Annotated in this window: 17 protein-coding genes and 1 other annotated feature; of the genes, 15 read left to right on the top strand and 2 right to left on the bottom strand. The window is 45.3% G+C overall.

Annotated features, from left to right (window positions below; genetic code table 11):
- Nucleotides 1–44: 44 nt before the first annotated feature.
- The 5 genes from ACR1R9_RS13770 (at nucleotide 45) to ACR1R9_RS13750 (ending at nucleotide 3018) form a co-directional block, all read left to right on the top strand.
- Complete coding sequence (locus ACR1R9_RS13770) at nucleotides 45–350, top strand: hypothetical protein (protein ID WP_076291104.1); 306 nt, start codon at nucleotides 45–47, stop codon at nucleotides 348–350.
- 174 nt (nucleotides 351–524) lie between these two features.
- A complete protein-coding gene (locus tag ACR1R9_RS13765) occupies nucleotides 525–1100 on the top strand; it encodes a GNAT family N-acetyltransferase (RefSeq protein WP_433923401.1) in 576 nt (191 codons plus the stop codon).
- An 82-nt stretch (nucleotides 1101–1182) separates the two neighbouring features.
- Nucleotides 1183–1731: a hypothetical protein gene (locus ACR1R9_RS13760; protein ID WP_433923402.1), complete on the top strand. Its 549-nt coding sequence runs from the start codon at nucleotides 1183–1185 to the stop codon at nucleotides 1729–1731.
- A 65-nt stretch (nucleotides 1732–1796) separates the two neighbouring features.
- Nucleotides 1797–2384, top strand: coding sequence for a GNAT family N-acetyltransferase (locus ACR1R9_RS13755; RefSeq protein WP_433923403.1), 588 nt, complete (start codon nucleotides 1797–1799; stop codon nucleotides 2382–2384).
- A gap of 43 nt (nucleotides 2385–2427) precedes the next feature.
- Complete coding sequence (locus ACR1R9_RS13750; protein ID WP_433923404.1) at nucleotides 2428–3018, top strand: HAD-IA family hydrolase; 591 nt, start codon at nucleotides 2428–2430, stop codon at nucleotides 3016–3018.
- Nucleotides 3019–3175: 157 nt separating this feature from the next.
- Here the strand turns inward: ACR1R9_RS13750 and ACR1R9_RS13745 are convergent, their stop codons facing one another.
- Both ACR1R9_RS13745 and ACR1R9_RS13740 read right to left on the bottom strand, forming a co-directional pair.
- The gene (locus ACR1R9_RS13745; RefSeq protein ID WP_433923405.1) at nucleotides 3176–4693 is read right to left on the bottom strand and encodes a sensor histidine kinase; all 1518 of its coding nucleotides are present in this window, start codon (nucleotides 4691–4693) and stop codon (nucleotides 3176–3178) included.
- Entirely contained in the window at nucleotides 4693–5376 is a 684-nt protein-coding gene (locus ACR1R9_RS13740) for a response regulator transcription factor (protein WP_433923406.1), read from the bottom strand. Before ACR1R9_RS13740 ends, ACR1R9_RS13745 begins: the two co-directional genes overlap by 1 nt.
- 203 nt (nucleotides 5377–5579) lie before the next feature.
- Between ACR1R9_RS13740 and ACR1R9_RS13735 the strand changes: the two genes are divergently transcribed.
- The 10 genes from ACR1R9_RS13735 to ACR1R9_RS13690 all read left to right on the top strand — a co-directional run bounded on the left by ACR1R9_RS13735 (nucleotide 5580) and on the right by ACR1R9_RS13690 (nucleotide 17357).
- A complete protein-coding gene (locus tag ACR1R9_RS13735) occupies nucleotides 5580–7835 on the top strand; it encodes a glycosyltransferase family 39 protein (protein ID WP_433923407.1) in 2256 nt (751 codons plus the stop codon).
- A 33-nt stretch (nucleotides 7836–7868) separates the two neighbouring features.
- A complete protein-coding gene (locus tag ACR1R9_RS13730) occupies nucleotides 7869–8855 on the top strand; it encodes a glycosyltransferase family 2 protein (RefSeq protein ID WP_433923408.1) in 987 nt (328 codons plus the stop codon).
- Nucleotides 8848–9285: a GtrA family protein gene (locus ACR1R9_RS13725; protein ID WP_433923409.1), complete on the top strand. Its 438-nt coding sequence runs from the start codon at nucleotides 8848–8850 to the stop codon at nucleotides 9283–9285. Before ACR1R9_RS13730 ends, ACR1R9_RS13725 begins: the two co-directional genes overlap by 8 nt.
- A gap of 1 nt (nucleotide 9286) precedes the next feature.
- Nucleotides 9287–10159: a UTP--glucose-1-phosphate uridylyltransferase GalU gene (galU, locus tag ACR1R9_RS13720; protein ID WP_433923410.1), complete on the top strand. Its 873-nt coding sequence runs from the start codon at nucleotides 9287–9289 to the stop codon at nucleotides 10157–10159.
- A 146-nt stretch (nucleotides 10160–10305) separates the two neighbouring features.
- Nucleotides 10306–11151 carry a class I SAM-dependent methyltransferase gene (locus tag ACR1R9_RS13715; RefSeq protein WP_433923411.1) on the top strand — a complete coding sequence of 282 codons (846 nt, stop codon included), beginning with the start codon at nucleotides 10306–10308 and terminating at the stop codon, nucleotides 11149–11151.
- 191 nt (nucleotides 11152–11342) lie between these two features.
- Nucleotides 11343–11624, top strand: a binding site (T-box leader).
- 117 nt (nucleotides 11625–11741) lie between these two features.
- Nucleotides 11742–12827, top strand: coding sequence for an aspartate-semialdehyde dehydrogenase (gene asd / locus ACR1R9_RS13710; RefSeq protein ID WP_433923412.1), 1086 nt, complete (start codon nucleotides 11742–11744; stop codon nucleotides 12825–12827).
- A gap of 375 nt (nucleotides 12828–13202) precedes the next feature.
- Entirely contained in the window at nucleotides 13203–13463 is a 261-nt protein-coding gene (locus tag ACR1R9_RS13705; protein ID WP_433923413.1) for a hypothetical protein, read from the top strand.
- A gap of 295 nt (nucleotides 13464–13758) precedes the next feature.
- Nucleotides 13759–14631, top strand: coding sequence for an ABC transporter permease (locus tag ACR1R9_RS13700; protein ID WP_246318169.1), 873 nt, complete (start codon nucleotides 13759–13761; stop codon nucleotides 14629–14631).
- Nucleotides 14632–14661: 30 nt separating this feature from the next.
- Nucleotides 14662–15549, top strand: a complete 888-nt coding sequence (locus ACR1R9_RS13695; RefSeq protein WP_076291116.1) for a carbohydrate ABC transporter permease — start codon at nucleotides 14662–14664, stop codon at nucleotides 15547–15549.
- Nucleotides 15550–15638: 89 nt separating this feature from the next.
- Complete coding sequence (locus ACR1R9_RS13690) at nucleotides 15639–17357, top strand: extracellular solute-binding protein (RefSeq protein ID WP_310852842.1); 1719 nt, start codon at nucleotides 15639–15641, stop codon at nucleotides 17355–17357.
- The last annotated feature ends 60 nt before the right edge of the window (nucleotides 17358–17417 follow it).

The raw sequence follows: 17417 nt of genomic DNA, 5'->3' as shown, positions 1-17417 counted from the left end.
AAACATGCTTTGATCACCACGAAGCAGATATGGAGGGACGAACGATGAAGGATAAATTTTTGCAAGAAGAAAGACAAGAATATACCGATGTATCCACGGTGGAGTCGCAGCGAAATGATATCACACTCGAAGAGTTCCCAGAAGGTCCTTACGGCTCATCTCTAATGTCTGAATCACTTGGCAAAAGCTCGCCGTGGCGAGTGGATCAAAGGACCGCACACCGTTTCGATTATGAAAATCATGAGCTGCACGAAGGGGAAGTTCGGGATTATCCCGGTCAGGACGTCTACGATGAAACGGTCCCCGATAATGTAACCAAGCCTCAATACCCGGAAGAAGAAGAAGCATAATGACGTATTATATAAAATAGATGATAGCCTTCGGCAGGATCTTCCTGTCCGGGGGCTATTTTTAGTTGTATCGTTTATGAAAACAAATCTCCTCAAATTCCACAATATGGGTTATTATAGGCGTAGCTCGTATTAAAATGATAAACAATTCATGGTCAAGCGGGGGTTATCAGAATGAGAGAGATTAACTATAGCGATTATTTTTGGCAGGATGATAAGGTCAGATTACGTGCTTTGCGTGAGGAAGATTGGGAGGATCATTATTATAACCGGTTTGATACACCTGCTCGTCGTTTACTGGAATGTGCAGTAGAGCTGCCACCTACGAATGCTGAGGCGAAGAAATTTACGGAAGACTTTTCTGATTTCTCTCTAGAAAGAGGACGAATCATGTTCACGATTGAAAATATGGATGGTGAGAATGTTGGGGGCGTGAACCTGAACAGCATCGATGAGCGGAATGGTACCTTTAGCATTGGAATTCAAATCGACAGGGACCATCGCGGAAAAGGATACGGGACGAGAGCCATTCGAATTTTGCTCAAATATGCCTTTTTCGAGCGCAGGCTTAATAAATTCAATGATTATGTTCTGGAAGGAAATGAGCCTTCTGCAGCCATGATGAGAAAGCTTGGATGTGTGCAGGAGGGCGTGCGTCGTCAGGTGATTTATACCGATGGGAAATATCAGGATCTGATCCTGTTTGGGTTAACCAAAGACGAGTTTATGGATAAGGAAGGACTTGAGTGAGTCTCATTTTAAATCAGAGCGGCCCGATGTTTATGATCTGCCAATGTTAGTTTGGTAACTGACAATGTGCAAGGGGTGAAATATGAGGAAGCTGTTATGGATAGGTTCGTGCTTTATTGTATGTGTATTGGTTAGTGTTACTGCATTCTTCTGGAATGATATTTTTGGATATAAAACGTTAGAGAAGGCTGTTCAGTCTACTTGGAAATACCCCCTTCAAGTGGTTAATGTAGATCAGCAAAATGAACTGGTTTTGTCACTGGACCAAACACAATATGTTTTCGCTGCTTATGAACATAAGAATGGGAGATATCACTATGATACGGATAGTGAATCAGGTTGGACAGCGAGTTCAGATGTGGGGCCCGCCTTTTTGGTACAAGCGGAACCGAAGAACAACAAAGGAAATTTTATATGGGGCGCTTTATATTCCGATATGCCTGTACACAAGTTTAAGATTGAATACACAAACGGTGAGACTCAGGAGGTTGAGTCAAGCAATAATACGTTTATGATGAGAATGCCGGAAGCTTACCAGAGTGAAGACAAAATGATGTTAATGACAACGTTCACGAATGTGTATGCTCTTGATGAAGAGAACAACGTAATACAAGCTTTTAATCTGAATTGATTTTTGGTTATCGAGCTTTAAAGTGAAACGCAAAAGGGTAGATAAGATGTACACCAGGAGGCATTATGAAACAAATTATGAAACAAACCAACCAAAGTGATGAATTAATCATTGATTGCAAAGATATATATTTGCGCGAGTATCGACTTGAGGATTTGGAGAAATTGCAGGAAATCACCTGGCAACCTGAGGTATACGAATTTTTGCCAGGATGGAATGCTGCGGTTGAAGAGAGAGTACTTTGGCTGACTCAATACGAAATCCCTGAGAATCAGAATTTTAAACAAGCTGTTTTGGCGGGAGGAGACATCAGAGACCTCTATTTACGGTTGGCTATCGTGCTCAAAGAAAATGATGAGTTTATTGGATGGTGCTGTTCGGGGATCAAGGATGAACTGCCAGCGCCCAATCGGGAGATTATGTACGGCATTTCGAAACACTTCCGGAACCGTGGCTATACAACGCAGGCAGTAAAAGGAATAACACAGTATTTATTTGAAAATACAAACGTTGAAATATTGAATGCCATTGCTTTATTAACGAATCAGGCATCCAACAAGGTAATACAGAAATGCAATTTTGAATATCTGAATATGATTGAAATCGAAAATGAACCTTACAACCATTACCAATTGTTGAAGTACCAACAATAACCCTACTGTAATTGGCTCAAGATGACTGCACAGGAGTGATACCATGGATTCCAAACCCCAACTTGTTTTAGATCTGGCCGGTGTGCTGATCACCAATCTTTCCTCTTCATTCTGGCAGGAGCTTGCAAGCTATGCAGGTACTCCTTTTCCTGTATTAATCGAGCAATTGAGTGGTATACGCAAGGACTTGTGGACAGGAAGCATGACAGAGGAACAGTTCTGGATCTGGATGCAAACCCAATATCCCAATATGGATAAGATGTATGCTTATGAATTGCTTGAAAAAACAACAGAGTTGTTACCTGCCATGCATCGTCTTGAACGATGGAGCGAGCAGGCAGAACTTCATCTCTTAAGTAATCATTGTCAAGAATGGATTCAACCCATTTTGCCGTTGGTCCAACCGTATTGCAAGAGCATTACCATTTCCAATCAGGTCGGATATTGCAAGCCCAATATAGAAATATATGAACTTGTACAATCTCATCTAGCCAGGGATGTACGTATTATATATGTGGATGATCAGGCTAAAAATTTGAAGCCTGCTGCTGAGCTAGGATGGGAAACATTACTTGCGGATGAGCAGCATCAATGGATTGCTGAACTTGACGAATGGCTCGCAGACCAACGATAACTTCCGATACAGATTGACCTTGTACAAATAAACCAATTCGATACTAAACAAATACCCCTATCATTTCTCTGCAGAAATGATAGGGGTATTTGTCATATGATAAGAGCCGCAATACAACGAAAAAGCTGTATCTTGCGAGCCTCAATCTGCGTAGCCTTCACTTGACCAAAGGCAGCAAAATCGTAAATTCCGTTCCTACACCTAATTGGCTGCGCACTGTGATTTTCCCGCCATACGATTCCACAATCGAACGGGTAATGGCAAGGCCTAGGCCCGCGCCCCCTTGTTTTCTTGAACGGGAAGAGCTTGTGCGATAGAAGCGTTCAAAGATATGAGGGAGATGTTCCGGTTCAATCCCAGAGCCGTTATCTTTGACGGTTAACTCAGCTTTATGCTGAGCGGCATATAAAGTAATGCTGATGGCTCCTCGATCTGAATCGGTGTGCTGAACTGCATTGTGGAACAGATTAAGTACAACCTGTTTCAATTTGTGAGCATCGGCCATTACATGTACTTCAGCGGTCAGGTCGAGATGAACCTGTCTTTCCTGAGCCATCATGATCAGCTGTGGCTGCATTTCAAGCAGCAGACTGTCAAGTTGAATGACTTCCTGCTCTTGCTGAGGGGCCTGATCCAGCTTCGTCAGCATCAGCAGGTCCTCTACAAGTTTGTTAATCCGCATCGATTCACCATACATGCTGTTCAAAGCACTATATAATTGTTCGCTGTTGGAAGCTGCGCCGCGCTTGAGCACCTCAATGAATCCGTGAATGGAGGTAAGAGGGGTACGCAGTTCATGGGAAGCATCAGACAGAAAACGCTGCATCTGTTCTTTTGACTCCCGTTCTGCTTCAAACGAGTCTTCAAGCCTCTCAAGCATGCCGTTAAATGAAAGCGCCAGCTGATCCACTTCCTGTTGTCCCTGGACAGAAGGAAGACGTTCAGCCAAGCTGCCTGCATCGATTCGTTGCACAGTATCTACCATACTGGACAATGGAATTAACGTCCGGCGAAGTGCTTTGGCGTATAGAACGAGTCCAGCCACCATAGCCAGCAGGGATAACATCAAGAAGATCAGAAGCTGTTTCACGATCAGATCTTTTAGCGGTTTCGTAGCCGTACCCATCTGTACCATGGGTAAGCCGCGATTACGCGGTCCAGGTGAAGAGAAGACAATTAGCTGCTCATTGCCTTTATTATCCGTTACAATCCGGTACGGAACATGTTGTTTATCGTTGATCCGATCTGTAATGTTCTGATATTCAACTGACGTCAAGCGAGGAGCGGTCAGACCGTCTTCACCAAAAATATCCTCAAAGCCACTTTGATTATCAAATAAAGCCAGTGAACGATCAGGAATGTATAAGAAACGATTGCCTGATCCTCTTGGATCTGATCCGGATTGCCCGCCAAAAGGATTATTTGTCGCACCACTTCGTGAAGACGATCCGAGCCACACAGGAGGCATAGACATGAGCTGCTCTTCCATGGTTTTCGCCTGGTTGCGATACAGAAAGCTTTCCATAATCCAGAATTGAAGAATGCCAATTAACAATAGCAGAGCAGCCAGAATGAACAAGGAGCGTGCGAGTAATTGAGAACGGAGCGAACGTGGCGATATCCATTGATGAAGCCAAGTCCAAAGATGTTTATCTTTCTTTAATAGAGAGACCATCAGAGATCCACCCTGTATCCGACACCTCGAAGTGTACGAATGAGCTTATGTTCTTTATCCCCCAGTTTGTCACGCAAGGAGCGGACGTACACCTCCACAATATTCTCTTCTCCACCAAAATCGTATCCCCACACGCGGTTCAGAATGGTCGCTTTACTCAGGACAATACCATGATTGAGAACGATGAATTTTAATAGTTCATATTCGGTTGGAGATAACTCCAGAATCTGATCGTGATAGGTAATCTCTTTGCGTTGATCATCAATTCGGTATGGGCCATGAGTCACTGCCCCTATTAATAAAGGAAACTGGTTACGCAGCCTTGCCTGAATCCGTGCAAGCAGTTCATCGAACGCAAAAGGCTTAATCATATAATCGTCAGCACCAAGCCATAGGCCTTTTACCCGATTCTCGACTTCATCTTTGGCTGTCAGCATGATCACCCCGACCTGGGCCCCGCTCTTGCGCAGACGCTCAACAACCTCAAACCCATCCATCTCGGGCATCATGACATCCAGAATGGCCATATGTGGACGAAAGTCTAGTGCTAATTCAAGCGCAGCGGCTCCATCCGGGGCCGTACGTACGTCAAATCCTTCGTTGCTTAGTCCTAGCTCCAGAAATTGCAAAATATGTGGTTCATCATCGGCCAATAGTATTTTAATGCCAGTACTTAGCTTCATAAGCAGGCGTTCCCTCCCGTTAAATCCATCAATTACATATCCTCAATTCTAGAGGTCTATATGCTGTATTATCGCTCGCCAAACTGAAAATTAGCTGAAAAATTTGCAAGTTATCCTCAGGCAACATTCAGCGGGCACTCATCCCAGTTTTACTTTGGCCTGTCACAATAGTAGACATGAAGAACTTGAAGGAGTGATTGAGATTGAATAACGCCAAACGAAGGATTGACCTTGTCCTTCTGCCGATTGTTTTACTGGCGGCATTTCTGAACGGGTATGGCATCTGGAACGACCAATATGCCAATTCCTATTATACGACCGCCGTCGGGAGCATGCTGAGGAATTTCCATAACTTTTTCTATGCATCGCTTGACTCGGCTGGTTCCGTAACCGTAGACAAACCACCGGTTGTCTTCTGGATTCAAACCGCTTTTGCTTACGTTTTTGGATTGCATGGATGGAGTGTTATTTTACCGCAAGCGTTAGCGGGGATCGGTTCGGTGCTGCTGATATATTTCATGGTCAAGCCTACATTTGGTCTTGCCGCAGCGCGAATCTCGGCACTTGCGATGGCGACTGTTCCTGTTGTGGCAGCGGTCAGCCGTACCAACAATATTGACAGCATGCTGGTATTCACATTGCTGCTGGGTTCATGGTTTTTGTTCAAGGGAAGCAAGCAAGGCAGTACGTGGCGTATCCTGGTTGCCTTTGCACTCATTGGGCTTGCTTTTAATATGAAAATGCTGCAAGCCTATATGATTCTTCCGGCTTTCTACTTGTTCTATCTGCTTGCATTCAATGCAAAGTGGAGAAGAAAAATCATCCTGCTGATCGGAAGTACGGCGGTGCTGGCAGTCGTTTCTTTATCCTGGGCAGTTACCGTGGATTCAATACCTACAGATGAACGGCCTTATATCGGCAGCAGTGAAACCAATTCAGTGCTGGAGCTGGCTTTTGGATATAACGGCTTATCCCGTCTCACAGGGCAACAGAACAGATCAGCGAATGCAGGCATGCCAAACGCCTCTGATGAAGGCAAGGTCCGTGGCAACGCAACTTCCCAGACATCAGCATCCGATCAGTCGGGCAGCGGCTCGGCTCCAACAGGCAATGCACCGGGAAATGGTGAAATGGGTGGCATGAACGGAATGACTTTCCCGGGCGGTCAGATGCCAAACGGTGGCGAGATGCCTAATGGAAGGAATTTCGGAGGCAGTAATGGCGGCGGTGGAGGCATGGGTGGCATGTTTGGTACGGGGGAAAAAGGTCCTCTGCGCTTATTCCAGACCGAACTGTCCGGCCAGGCCAGTTGGCTTTTGCCGATGGTATTACTTGGCTGCATCGCGATTTTTGCAGGATTAAGACGGAGAAATATAACAGATAAGCACAAGGAAGCTTTGTTCTGGCTGGTCTGGCTGCTTCCGGTAGCTGCTTTCTTTAGTGTGGCAGGCTTCTTCCATCAATATTATCTGATTATGCTCGCCCCTCCAGTAGCTGCATTAACCGGAGCAGGATTTGCAGCCATGTGGACGGCATATCGTGAACGCAATGGCTGGCAAGCCTGGCTGCTTCCGTTATCTGTGCTGCTTACGACCACCTTCGGCTGGTATATCATGCAGGTGTATAACGAAACTATCGGGGCAGGTTGGTCTATAAGTGAATTAATTGCAGGCATTCTGATCACGATTATCCTGATTGTGATGCTTAATCGTTCACATCCATGGAAACAGGGTTTGATAATTGCAGGCTTCATGGTCATGCTGATCGGTCCGACCTATTGGGCATTCACACCTATCACGTATGGAGGCAACAGCATGATCCCTGCCGCCGGGCCTACAGGTTCCAATGGAATGTTCGGTGGAATGGGCATGGCAATGGGAGATAGACAAGGTGATCGCAATGGTGGCGGTATGGGTATGGCTCAGCCAAATACATCAAATGACACCGACACCGATCAGGCTTTCCCATCGTCCGATGAAGCTGACCCAAACAATGCGGGCATGGGAACACCTCCGAATTCAGGCGGAAACATGAATGGCGGCGGAGGCATGCCGACGACAGGTGGTCGAGGTGGCGCGGGAAACCGCAACGAAGAAGTGGACACCACAACACTGAATTATCTGAGAGAGCATAACACAGGTGAAACCTATCTCTTTGCAACGACGGACTATAACCAGGCAGCTCCATATATCATCGATGAAAATGAAGCAGTCATTACGCTTGGCGGGTTCTCGGGTTCAGATCCGGTGTATAGCACGGAAAAATTGGAACAACTCGTGAAGAGTGGGCAAGTGAAATACTTCATGGTAGGTGGCATGGGCGGCCGAGGTGGCAGTTCTGATATTGGCGACTGGATCAAGGAGCATGGTATCGAAATTTCAACGTCAGAGTGGAAGACGGGTACGGACAGCGGTTCAGGTTTCGGCGGTCAATCCACTCTATATGAAGTGAAATTATAAGCGTGATCGAATGGTATAAGGGAGGGAACGAACATGGCTCAAAAGTGCCGTTATAGCATTATCATTCCGATGTATAACGAAGAAGCGGTGATTGAGGAGACCTATCGGCGTCTCAAAAAAGTCATGGGCAGTACAGGAGAGAGTTACGAGCTTCTCTTTGTCAACGACGGTAGCGTGGACCAAAGTGCACAGATGATCCGTGACTACGCCCGTTGGGACGAAAGTGTGAAGCTGATAGATTTTGCGCGCAACTTCGGTCACCAGATCGCAATTACGGCAGGGATGGATTATGCAGCAGGCGATGCCGTCGTCATTATTGATGCGGATCTTCAGGACCCTCCCGAGCTGATATTGGACATGATCGCCAAGTGGAAAGAGGGCTATGAGGTTGTCTATGCCCGTCGAACCAGACGAAGCGGGGAGACACGCTTCAAGAAATGGTCGGCAAGCATGTTCTATCGCGTACTGCGTGCGTCGACGGATACGGAAATTCCAGTGGATACGGGGGATTTCCGACTGATTGATCGCAAGGTGTGTGATGAGATGAAACGTCTTCCGGAAAAAAATCGATTTGTTCGCGGACTGGTCAGTTGGGTGGGGTTCCGTCAGACGGCCATTGAATATGAACGGGATGAGCGCTTGGCAGGGGAGACAAAATACCCGCTGAAACGTATGTTGAAGCTGAGTTTGGACGGAATTACCTCATTCTCACACAAACCGCTCAAGCTTGCAGGTTACGTAGGAGCTATTCTATCCATCGGCGGCTTCATCTATATGCTTAGTGTCATTGCTTCAGCGATATTTACAGATTCTACGATCAAAGGATGGCCTTCGATGGTCAGCATCATGCTGATTTTTAACGGCTTCATATTGATCATGCTGGGCATTCTTGGCGAGTATGTCGGCCGAATCTATGATGAGACGAAGGCGCGTCCGCTCTATATCGTAAGAGATGTGTATCAGGTGGAGAGTCAGTCAAGTCAGTCACGGTTATCGGGCAGAGTTGCTCATCATGACTAATCGGTTGGTCACTATATTTAAGTTCGGAATTGTGGGTGTCCTGAATACTGCAGTGGATGCATTGGTATTCACGTTGCTCGCTGCCGCTGGCGCACCTGCTCTAATTGGCCAGGTGATCTCGTATAGCTGTGGGGTCGTGAATAGTTACTGGTGGAACGGCAGATGGACCTTCCAGGATGCGGGAAGACAGGGCAAAAAAAATGAAATCATGCGTTTTGTAATCACCAATCTGGTGGTTCTTGCGTTATCTTCTCTGATTTTGTACATCTGCAATAGCATATTAGGTTGGAGCGTTGTAATGAGTAAAATACTGGCAACTCTCTCGGGCATGGTTATAAATTATATCGCCAGTCGGTATTGGGTGTTCCGGGCAGAGCCCATTCAAGGATCTGACCCTTCATCTGATGCTAATGAAAGGAGTACTTCATGATATGAGAATTAAAAAAGCAGTCATTCCGGCAGCGGGGCTAGGCACCCGATTTTTGCCGGCAACCAAAGCACAACCCAAAGAAATGCTGCCAATAGTGGACAAACCGGCGATTCAATACATTGTGGAAGAAGCAGTACAATCGGGCATTGAAAATATCATCATCGTAACCGGACGCAATAAAAAATCGATCGAAGATCATTTTGACAAATCGGTTGAATTGGAGCATTCCCTGTACGCCAAGGGCAAGCAAGCACTACTGGAAGAGGTACAAGCGATCAGCGAAATGGCAAGTATTCATTTTATCCGGCAAAAAGAGCCGCTTGGATTGGGCCATGCGATTGGATGTGCTCGTCAGTTTGTGGGAGATGATCCATTCGCCGTACTGCTTGGAGATGATATTATGGTGTCAGATCCACCAGCACTTGCACAGATGATTCATTTATATGAAAAAACAGGCAGCCAGATTGTTGGCGTGCGGCAGGTGCAACCTGCTGACGTGAGTAAATACGGGATTATCGATTCACAAGGGGCAGATGATCGGGTTCACCTGATCACCAATCTGGTAGAAAAACCTTCCATTGCAGAAGCGCCTTCTCGAACAGCTGTGATGGGACGTTACATTCTGAAACCTTCCATCTTTCCCATTCTGGATCGAATCGAGAGAGGTGCTGGAGGAGAATATCAGCTAACGGATGCGCTAAAAGAAGTAAGCCAGGTGGAAGAGCTGCTGGCCCTTGAACTGGAAGGACGCCGCTACGATATTGGTGATCAGTTCGGATATATTCAGGCGATCTTGGAGATCGGACTGATGCGTAAGGAACTACAGCCCATGCTGACACCATATCTTCAGAAGCTTGCAACGCAGTGGGCCTAGGGAGATATGTAGCAGAGGTTTAGATCTGCTTTTAGGAGGGGCTCCTTCGTGCTATGGTCCTGTCATAGACTCCAGCATTGTACAATGGTGCCTGTCACGCTACAATGAGCAAGAAGTTCAAGTTGCTCTTTGAGGAGTGAGGAATCATGAGTCAGACTATCATCAGGGATCTTATTCAGTATATGGACGTGGAGGACAACGCCGCCATTCAATACATTCAGACCGAGCATCGGTTGAAACTGGGACTCTTTTGGGGAATCAAGGAAGGCAGCCGCGTTCTGGAAATCGGTTGTGGTCAGGGAGATACAACGGCCGTGCTTGCACATCTGGTGGGGGAGCATGGGTACGTTCATGGTGTAGATATTGCACCAGAGGATTATGGTGCACCACTGACCGTAGGTGAAGCGGCAGCCAAGCTGCTGAAATCTCCGCTGGGTGACCGAATTCGAATGGATTATGAGTTTGACATCCTAAGTGATCAGGCTCAATTCGCCGAGAATGAGTTTGATGTGATCGTACTTTCCCATTGTTCATGGTACCTGAAATCGTTTGACGAACTCGCCCAGATTCTTAGCAAGGTTAGGTCGTGGGGACATCAGCTATGTTTCGCCGAATGGGATACACGAGTTACAGATGTGAGCCAGCTCTCACATTGGTTATCCGTTCTGATTCAGTCCCAGATCGAATGTTACAAGGAGAACAGCTTTTCCAATGTGCGCACGCTCTTTACACCGGAGGATATCCAAGAGCTTGTCTCTGCGGCGGGGTGGACCATTAAGGAAGAGATTTCAATCCATTCTCCCGAACTGCAGGACGGTCGTTGGGAAACCGAAATGACACTGGCAGAAGCGCCTGTGGAACTGCAAATGCTTCCGATCCCGGACAAAGTAAAAACACTTCTACTTTCCGAACTGAAATTACTTCGGACACATCATGCGACGGGGCCTGGGAGTCCACTGGGAACGTATGCGATTGTTGCCAAAAAGCAGTAAAAAAATAGCCATTTGCAGCAATTTATAAGAAAAACGTCTATCGACGTACTTTCACAGAAGACAGACCGCATTTAGTTGAAGTTTTTCTTGCGATAATTGAATCATTCAGCTCCGCTGAGAACGTATAAATTCCATGATCTAAAAAAATGTGTTTACTTCACGATGGTAATTTTGATATTATAATCGCAATATCAAATGCGATGAAGAGATGAGTAGATAAAAGGTTTCTTTCACAGAGAGCTCCGGCAGCTGAAAAGGGGTAAAGAATTTTTTGTTGAATAAAGACTCAGAGCAGCACATCGGAACTTTCAGGATTGAGGGATGGTGTGACAGGAGCTCCTGTTACAGAGCGAGAGTATATGCGGATTACGGCATAATTGAATGCAGTTATCCTTAATAACTCGAAGAGGCTGGTATGGCGACATATTGGCGAATCTGGGTGGTACCACGAGTGTAACAATCTCGTCCCTGAGACTTTTGTCTTGGGGATGGGATTTTTTGGTTTTTCCGGGATGTTGGCTACACGCTTTGGAAACGCCTGAATAGTGTTTAATAAGAGGAAACTCACACCGAAAGGAAATGATGATTTTATGTCAGCAAAATTGAAAGTCGGTATCGTCGGAGGAACGGGGATGGTAGGTCAGCGTTTTGTGGATCTGCTCAATGAACACCCATGGTTTGAAGTAACGGCTATTTCAGCAAGTGCTAACTCGGCAGGCAAAACATACGAAGAATCCGTACAAGGCAGATGGAAGCTCGCTGCTCCGATTCCGGAAGCAGTGAAAAACATTGTTGTGCAGGACGCTTCCCAAGTTGAAGCTTTTGCGAGTCAGGTTGATTTTATATTCTGTGCTGTAGATATGAAAAAGAATGAAATTCAAGCGCTCGAAGAGGCTTATGCCAAAACGGGAACTCCGGTTGTTTCCAACAACTCGGCTCACCGCTGGACAGCGGATGTACCCATGGTCATTCCGGAAATTAACCCGGGACATCTGGACGTGATTGAAGCTCAACGCAAACGTCTCGGAACCAAAACCGGATTCATCGCAGTTAAACCCAACTGCTCGATTCAGAGCTATGTGCCTGCACTCCACGCGTTGCGCGAGTTCAATCCAACTCAAGTGGTGGCTTCCACATACCAAGCCATCTCTGGAGCAGGTAAAAACTTTACGGACTGGCCAGATATGCTCGATAATGTCATTCCATACATCGGTGGAGAAGAAGAGAAGAGTGAGCAGGAACCACTGCGGATCTGGGGAAGCATTCAAAATAATGAGATTGTAAAAGCGTCCTCCCCATTAATTACAACACAATGTATTCGTGTACCGGTAACGGATGGGCATCTGGCAACCGTGTTTGTGAACTTCGAGAAAAAACCAAGCAAAGACGAAATTCTGGAGCGTTGGTTGCAGTTCAAAGGTCGCCCACAGGAGCTGTCTCTGCCAAGTGCACCAAAACAGTTCATTACGTACTTCGAAGAAGAGAACAGACCACAGACGAAGCTGGATCGTGATATCGAGCGCGGTATGGGCGTTTCAACGGGCAGACTGCGTGAGGACTCCTTGTATGATTACAAGTTTGTAGGACTGTCTCACAACACACTGCGCGGAGCAGCAGGCGGTGCTGTATTGATCGCTGAATTGCTCAAAGCTGAAGGATATATTCAGCCGAAATAAATAGTTAGTGTAAATAGGAATAGAAGTAATAGAATATCACTGACAGGTAACCCCTTTTAGTAGACAAGAGTATGAGCATCTGAGAAGATGAATTTATTTTTGTTGAACAGAGGGGTATTTTAAATTCAAACCGTTTTGCTTCGGTATTTGGATGACATCGTTACTAAACATATCCGTTACTAGGGAAGAAGGGATCTGCTCATGTCGTTACAATCATCATTCTATGAAGGGCAAAACCAATATGGTAAATATTACATTGTAAATTCATGAGAATTCAGGTATTTTTATTAATGGCAAACTTTTCTTTTATAAAGTAAAAGTGGATTGTCTTAGCAGGTAGCAATTGAAATGAAGAAGAAAGGAGGAAGAAATATTATGTCAGAAGTTGCTAGTCAAAGAGTACATAAGCCAGGACCACAGCCAGTAAGTTTCGGTAGTTGGATGCTCACATTGTTCCTTATGATGATTCCGCTTGTAAACATTATTATGTTGTTTGTTTGGGCATTTGGAGATTCCAACCCTTCGAAAGCCAATTATGCCAAAGCATCATTGCTGTGGGCAGCGATCGGAATTGTTGTGTATGTTCTTGTGTTCGTACTTATTATTGGAGCTGGAATTTCACTCTCAGATTACTAGGTTTATGAATACGTAGCTTGATAAAGTTTCAACTCGAACGCCGACAATAATGTCGGCGTTTTTTAATTTTGTTTTTTCTCATGTTCGTTGATTAGGTACACATTTCGTTAGTTGTAGTTCTATTCCATGAAGAGGATTGGGATTACGATAGAAATATCAAGCGACGAAGTGGGTGATGAGGAAAATGAAGAAAGTAAATGTGCCAGACCACCCACAATTGTTGGGAAAGGGAGTTACGCAGACCAAATCGGTTTCAGGGTGGAAAAGGTTTATAGGACAGTGGGAGTTTCAGGTTATGATCTGGCCTGCTCTGTTATTCTTGCTGATCTTCAGCTATGGACCCATGTGGGGGATTTTTATTGCGTTCCAGGATTACAATTTGTTTGCAGGAGTGAAGAATAGTCCGTGGGTTGGATTCATGCATTTTCGCATGTTCTTTGAATCTCCGGAATTCTGGAGCGTGATGCGAAATACATTTGCCATCAGTTTGCTTAAGCTGTGTATCGGTTTTCCCGCGCCGATCATCTTGGCCCTGATGTTAAATGAAGTGGCAGGCAAGTTCAAACGAGTCGTTCAGACAGTCACTTATGTTCCTCATTTTATGTCATGGATCGTAATCTCTGGGCTCGTATTCTCTATGCTTGCGGTGGATAATGGGGCGGTTAATGAGCTTCTGATCGCACTAAATCTCATTCATGAGCCGGTTAACTGGATGTCCACACCCGAGTATTTCTGGGGAATCCTTGTATCCTTAAATGTCTGGAAAGAGATTGGCTTCGGTTCGATTGTCTACCTAGCGGCCATTATCGGCATTGATCCCGCCCAATATGAATCTGCTTCCATCGATGGAGCGAGCCGTTTCCAACAGATCTTTCGAATTACAATCCCGAATATTATGCCGATTATGATGATCTTTCTGATTTTGGGGATTGGTAACATTCTAAATGCAGGGTATGAAGATATTCTGGTACTAACAAAAAACCTGAGTAATGGCATCGTTCTTCCCGTTGCGGATGTAATCGACACCTATGTCTATCAGATGGGGATTGTTAATCAACGATTCTCCTATGCAACCGCGGCAGGATTATTCAAATCGTTATTAAGTGTAACATTGTTGGTTGTAGCGAACACATTGGCAAGAAAGTTTGGAAAAACAAGCTTGTGGTAAAACCGCGAGTGAAAGAGTGGGAGATCGTCTATGAAACTGTCTGCAGGAGATCGTATTCTCAAAATTGTGATCTATGCGCTGTTGAGCATTCTGGCATTTATTACTTTTTATCCGTTCTGGAATTCCCTTGTCTTGTCGTTGAACGTAGGTTCCGATACCTCCTCAGGTGGGATCACCTTTTGGCCAAGACAATTTACGTTGGAGAATTATGCAGTTGTGTTCCAAGAAAAAAATATCTACAATGCGTATCTCATCACGATTCTTCGGACAGTAATTGGCACGGTATGTGCACTGCTTTTTACATCTTTATTCGCTTATGCGATGTCCAAAAAAGGGATTATGTTCAAGAAAACCTACATGATTCTTGCCGTAATAACCATGTTCTTCAGCGGAGGAATTATTCCGTACTTTATCCTTGTCTATCACCTTCAATTATATGATACGTTCTTATTCCTCGTGCTTCATGGCATGGTTAACGTGTATAACATGATCATCTTCCGTACCTTTTTTATGGAACTTCCGGATGGGCTGGAGGAATCGGCCAAAATGGACGGATGCAGCAATTTTGGTGTATTTTTTCGAATTGTGCTGCCTGTATCCGGCCCCGTGATGGCGACCCTAGGACTTTTTACTGCTGTATTTTTGTGGAATGACTGGTTTATCCCGGCGGTATTCATCAGCAATCAAAATTTGATCCCTCTGCAAACGTTGCTGGTCCAGATTATCAACGCAGGAACAACGGCTTCGCTGATGACCAATCTGAACAGTTATGCGCAAAGTATGGTGCAAAATACGGTTACCGTAAAATCCTTGCAGATGGCTACGATGATGGTGGCCACGCTACCTATTCTCATGATCTATCCATTTTTACAAAAGTATTTTGTGAAAGGTGTTCTGGTAGGCTCACTTAAAGAGTAGTTTGCTCGCAAAATGGTTATGAAGCCTTCTTGTCTGACGGACAGGAAGACGTGTAACATACAACTGTATAAGAGAGGGGCAAGGCAACTATGGAACAAAAACAACAAAAACGACGTAAATCACTGTACTGGCTTCACCTTTCGGCATTAAGTGCAGTACTAATGATCAGTGGATGTACAGGAGGCGAGAAGGGGGCAAGTCCAACTGTAAATGAAAGCGTAAACACCAAGGAACAGATAAAGACAGGTGAAACCGTCTCTCCAAATGCGGATGCAAAATCAAAAGTAAGACCAGTCAGCTTCACCCAATTTGTCAATTATGACTGGTACACAGCTCCAACATGGGAAGAACGCCCACATGGCAAATGGATAACAGACGAGCTTGGTGTTGTGATGGAACCTGTACAATCCAACGGAGCGGCTGCGACCAAACTCAATTCCATGATTGTTGCCAAAAAACTTCCTGATGCCATAGTACTTGACCGAGGCAAAGACGTGGAACGACTAGTCAGTGCAGGTCAGCTTGTAGCACTTGACCCTTATCTGGAGAAGTATCCTGAGTTTGTAAAGACAATCGGGGAAGAGACGATAAATATGCTCCGCAGTGCGGACGGTAAGTTATACCAAATTCCGAACTGGTTTATTAGTGGTGATAACGGAAATGGCAATGCAGCCTATCTTGTGAATCGTAAAATTTACAAGGAATTGGGATCACCGAAGGTGGAAACCTGGAGCGAGCTTGAGGCTTATCTGAAGCAGGTAAAGGAGCGGTATAACGGCAGTATCGTTCCGATTGATTTTGGGGAAATGCGTGACAGTGAATCTCAGATGATCAGCATGCTCTATAGTGGAGCAGCGGAAGATCGCACAGGTGGATTTATTTCACCGGGTTCTGGAGGTGTATTTGGTGTACCGCAGGGGGATCAGCTAAGTTCTATTTACATAGATCCTGCTTTTGAACAAACCGTCATGTATGCAAGTCGTTTATTCCGTGAGGGATTAACTTCTAAAGATGCGTTTACCCAGACACGTGATCAAATTTTGGAAAAACTGAAAAATGGTAAAGTCGCTGTATTCAGTGCCTTTGATTCGGTGGTCGAAGGGATAGGGCGTGAAGCTAACAACCATCTGCAAGCTGCCGACCCGGAAGCGGGATATGATGTCATCTGGCCGGTGCATGCTGATGGCGTTGACAAAAACAAGGTGTATCCGAGTGGATACAATACGCTCGGCTGGAACGTGAATGTCATTACGAAGAATGCCAAGGATCCGGAAGCCATTTTTGCTTATATGAACTGGGCGATCAGTGAAGAAGGCCAGCAAGTCCTCTTTTTTGGGCCGAAAGGATTGTTCTATGATGAGGTTAAAGACGGCGTTCCGATCCCGAATGAAGCCTATGTTAACCGTGATCCGAAGAAATATGACGAAATGAAGATCGGAGAGTTTAACTGGTACGGTAACACAAGTTACGTCGACGTGGTCAAAGCCAAACGGGAAGAACTTCTGCCCGAAGAAGCACAAGACTGGACAACGGTTGCCCAGTCCACCGTTTCCTTTAAAACGTCCAAAAACATGACTGAATTCTCCAATCTGGATCCTCTTGCAACTTCGGAAGAAGGGATTATTCTTCAAAGGTTGAAAGATTATTATAAGCAGGTCATTCCTCGTCTTGTATTCGCCGGAAATGATGAAGAAGTAAAGAGTATTCTGGCGGAGGCTCAGGCGGAATCTGTGAAGCTTGGGTATGACAAAGTGCTGAAATGGAAAACCGCCAAATGGCAGGAGAATCTTAAAATTATGGGGAAATGATAATAGAACCAAGCTATAAGATGTCAAAACGGTGGGTGTGCTGAGGCACGCCCTTTTATT

It is taken from the genome of Paenibacillus taichungensis (assembly GCF_050994985.1).
Lineage (GTDB): Bacteria > Bacillota > Bacilli > Paenibacillales > Paenibacillaceae > Paenibacillus > Paenibacillus taichungensis.
The sequence above is the reverse complement of the archived record's forward strand: the minus strand, read 5'-3'. Positions and strand labels throughout refer to the sequence as shown.

Coding starts and splice junctions, on each gene's coding strand:
- ACR1R9_RS13755 (WP_433923403.1), top strand. CDS start 1,797: ATGAAACAAATTATGAAACAAACCAACCAAAGTGATGAATTAATCATT.
- ACR1R9_RS13750 (WP_433923404.1), top strand. CDS start 2,428: ATGGATTCCAAACCCCAACTTGTTTTAGATCTGGCCGGTGTGCTGATC.
- ACR1R9_RS13740 (WP_433923406.1), bottom strand. CDS start 5,376: ATGAAGCTAAGTACTGGCATTAAAATACTATTGGCCGATGATGAACCA.
- ACR1R9_RS13695 (WP_076291116.1), top strand. CDS start 14,662: ATGAAACTGTCTGCAGGAGATCGTATTCTCAAAATTGTGATCTATGCG.
- ACR1R9_RS13705 (WP_433923413.1), top strand. CDS start 13,203: ATGTCAGAAGTTGCTAGTCAAAGAGTACATAAGCCAGGACCACAGCCA.
- asd (WP_433923412.1), top strand. CDS start 11,742: ATGTCAGCAAAATTGAAAGTCGGTATCGTCGGAGGAACGGGGATGGTA.
- ACR1R9_RS13765 (WP_433923401.1), top strand. CDS start 525: ATGAGAGAGATTAACTATAGCGATTATTTTTGGCAGGATGATAAGGTC.
- ACR1R9_RS13725 (WP_433923409.1), top strand. CDS start 8,848: ATGACTAATCGGTTGGTCACTATATTTAAGTTCGGAATTGTGGGTGTC.
- ACR1R9_RS13730 (WP_433923408.1), top strand. CDS start 7,869: ATGGCTCAAAAGTGCCGTTATAGCATTATCATTCCGATGTATAACGAA.
- ACR1R9_RS13700 (WP_246318169.1), top strand. CDS start 13,759: ATGATCTGGCCTGCTCTGTTATTCTTGCTGATCTTCAGCTATGGACCC.
- galU (WP_433923410.1), top strand. CDS start 9,287: ATGAGAATTAAAAAAGCAGTCATTCCGGCAGCGGGGCTAGGCACCCGA.
- ACR1R9_RS13770 (WP_076291104.1), top strand. CDS start 45: ATGAAGGATAAATTTTTGCAAGAAGAAAGACAAGAATATACCGATGTA.
- ACR1R9_RS13760 (WP_433923402.1), top strand. CDS start 1,183: ATGAGGAAGCTGTTATGGATAGGTTCGTGCTTTATTGTATGTGTATTG.
- ACR1R9_RS13745 (WP_433923405.1), bottom strand. CDS start 4,693: ATGGTCTCTCTATTAAAGAAAGATAAACATCTTTGGACTTGGCTTCAT.
- ACR1R9_RS13715 (WP_433923411.1), top strand. CDS start 10,306: ATGAGTCAGACTATCATCAGGGATCTTATTCAGTATATGGACGTGGAG.
- ACR1R9_RS13690 (WP_310852842.1), top strand. CDS start 15,639: ATGGAACAAAAACAACAAAAACGACGTAAATCACTGTACTGGCTTCAC.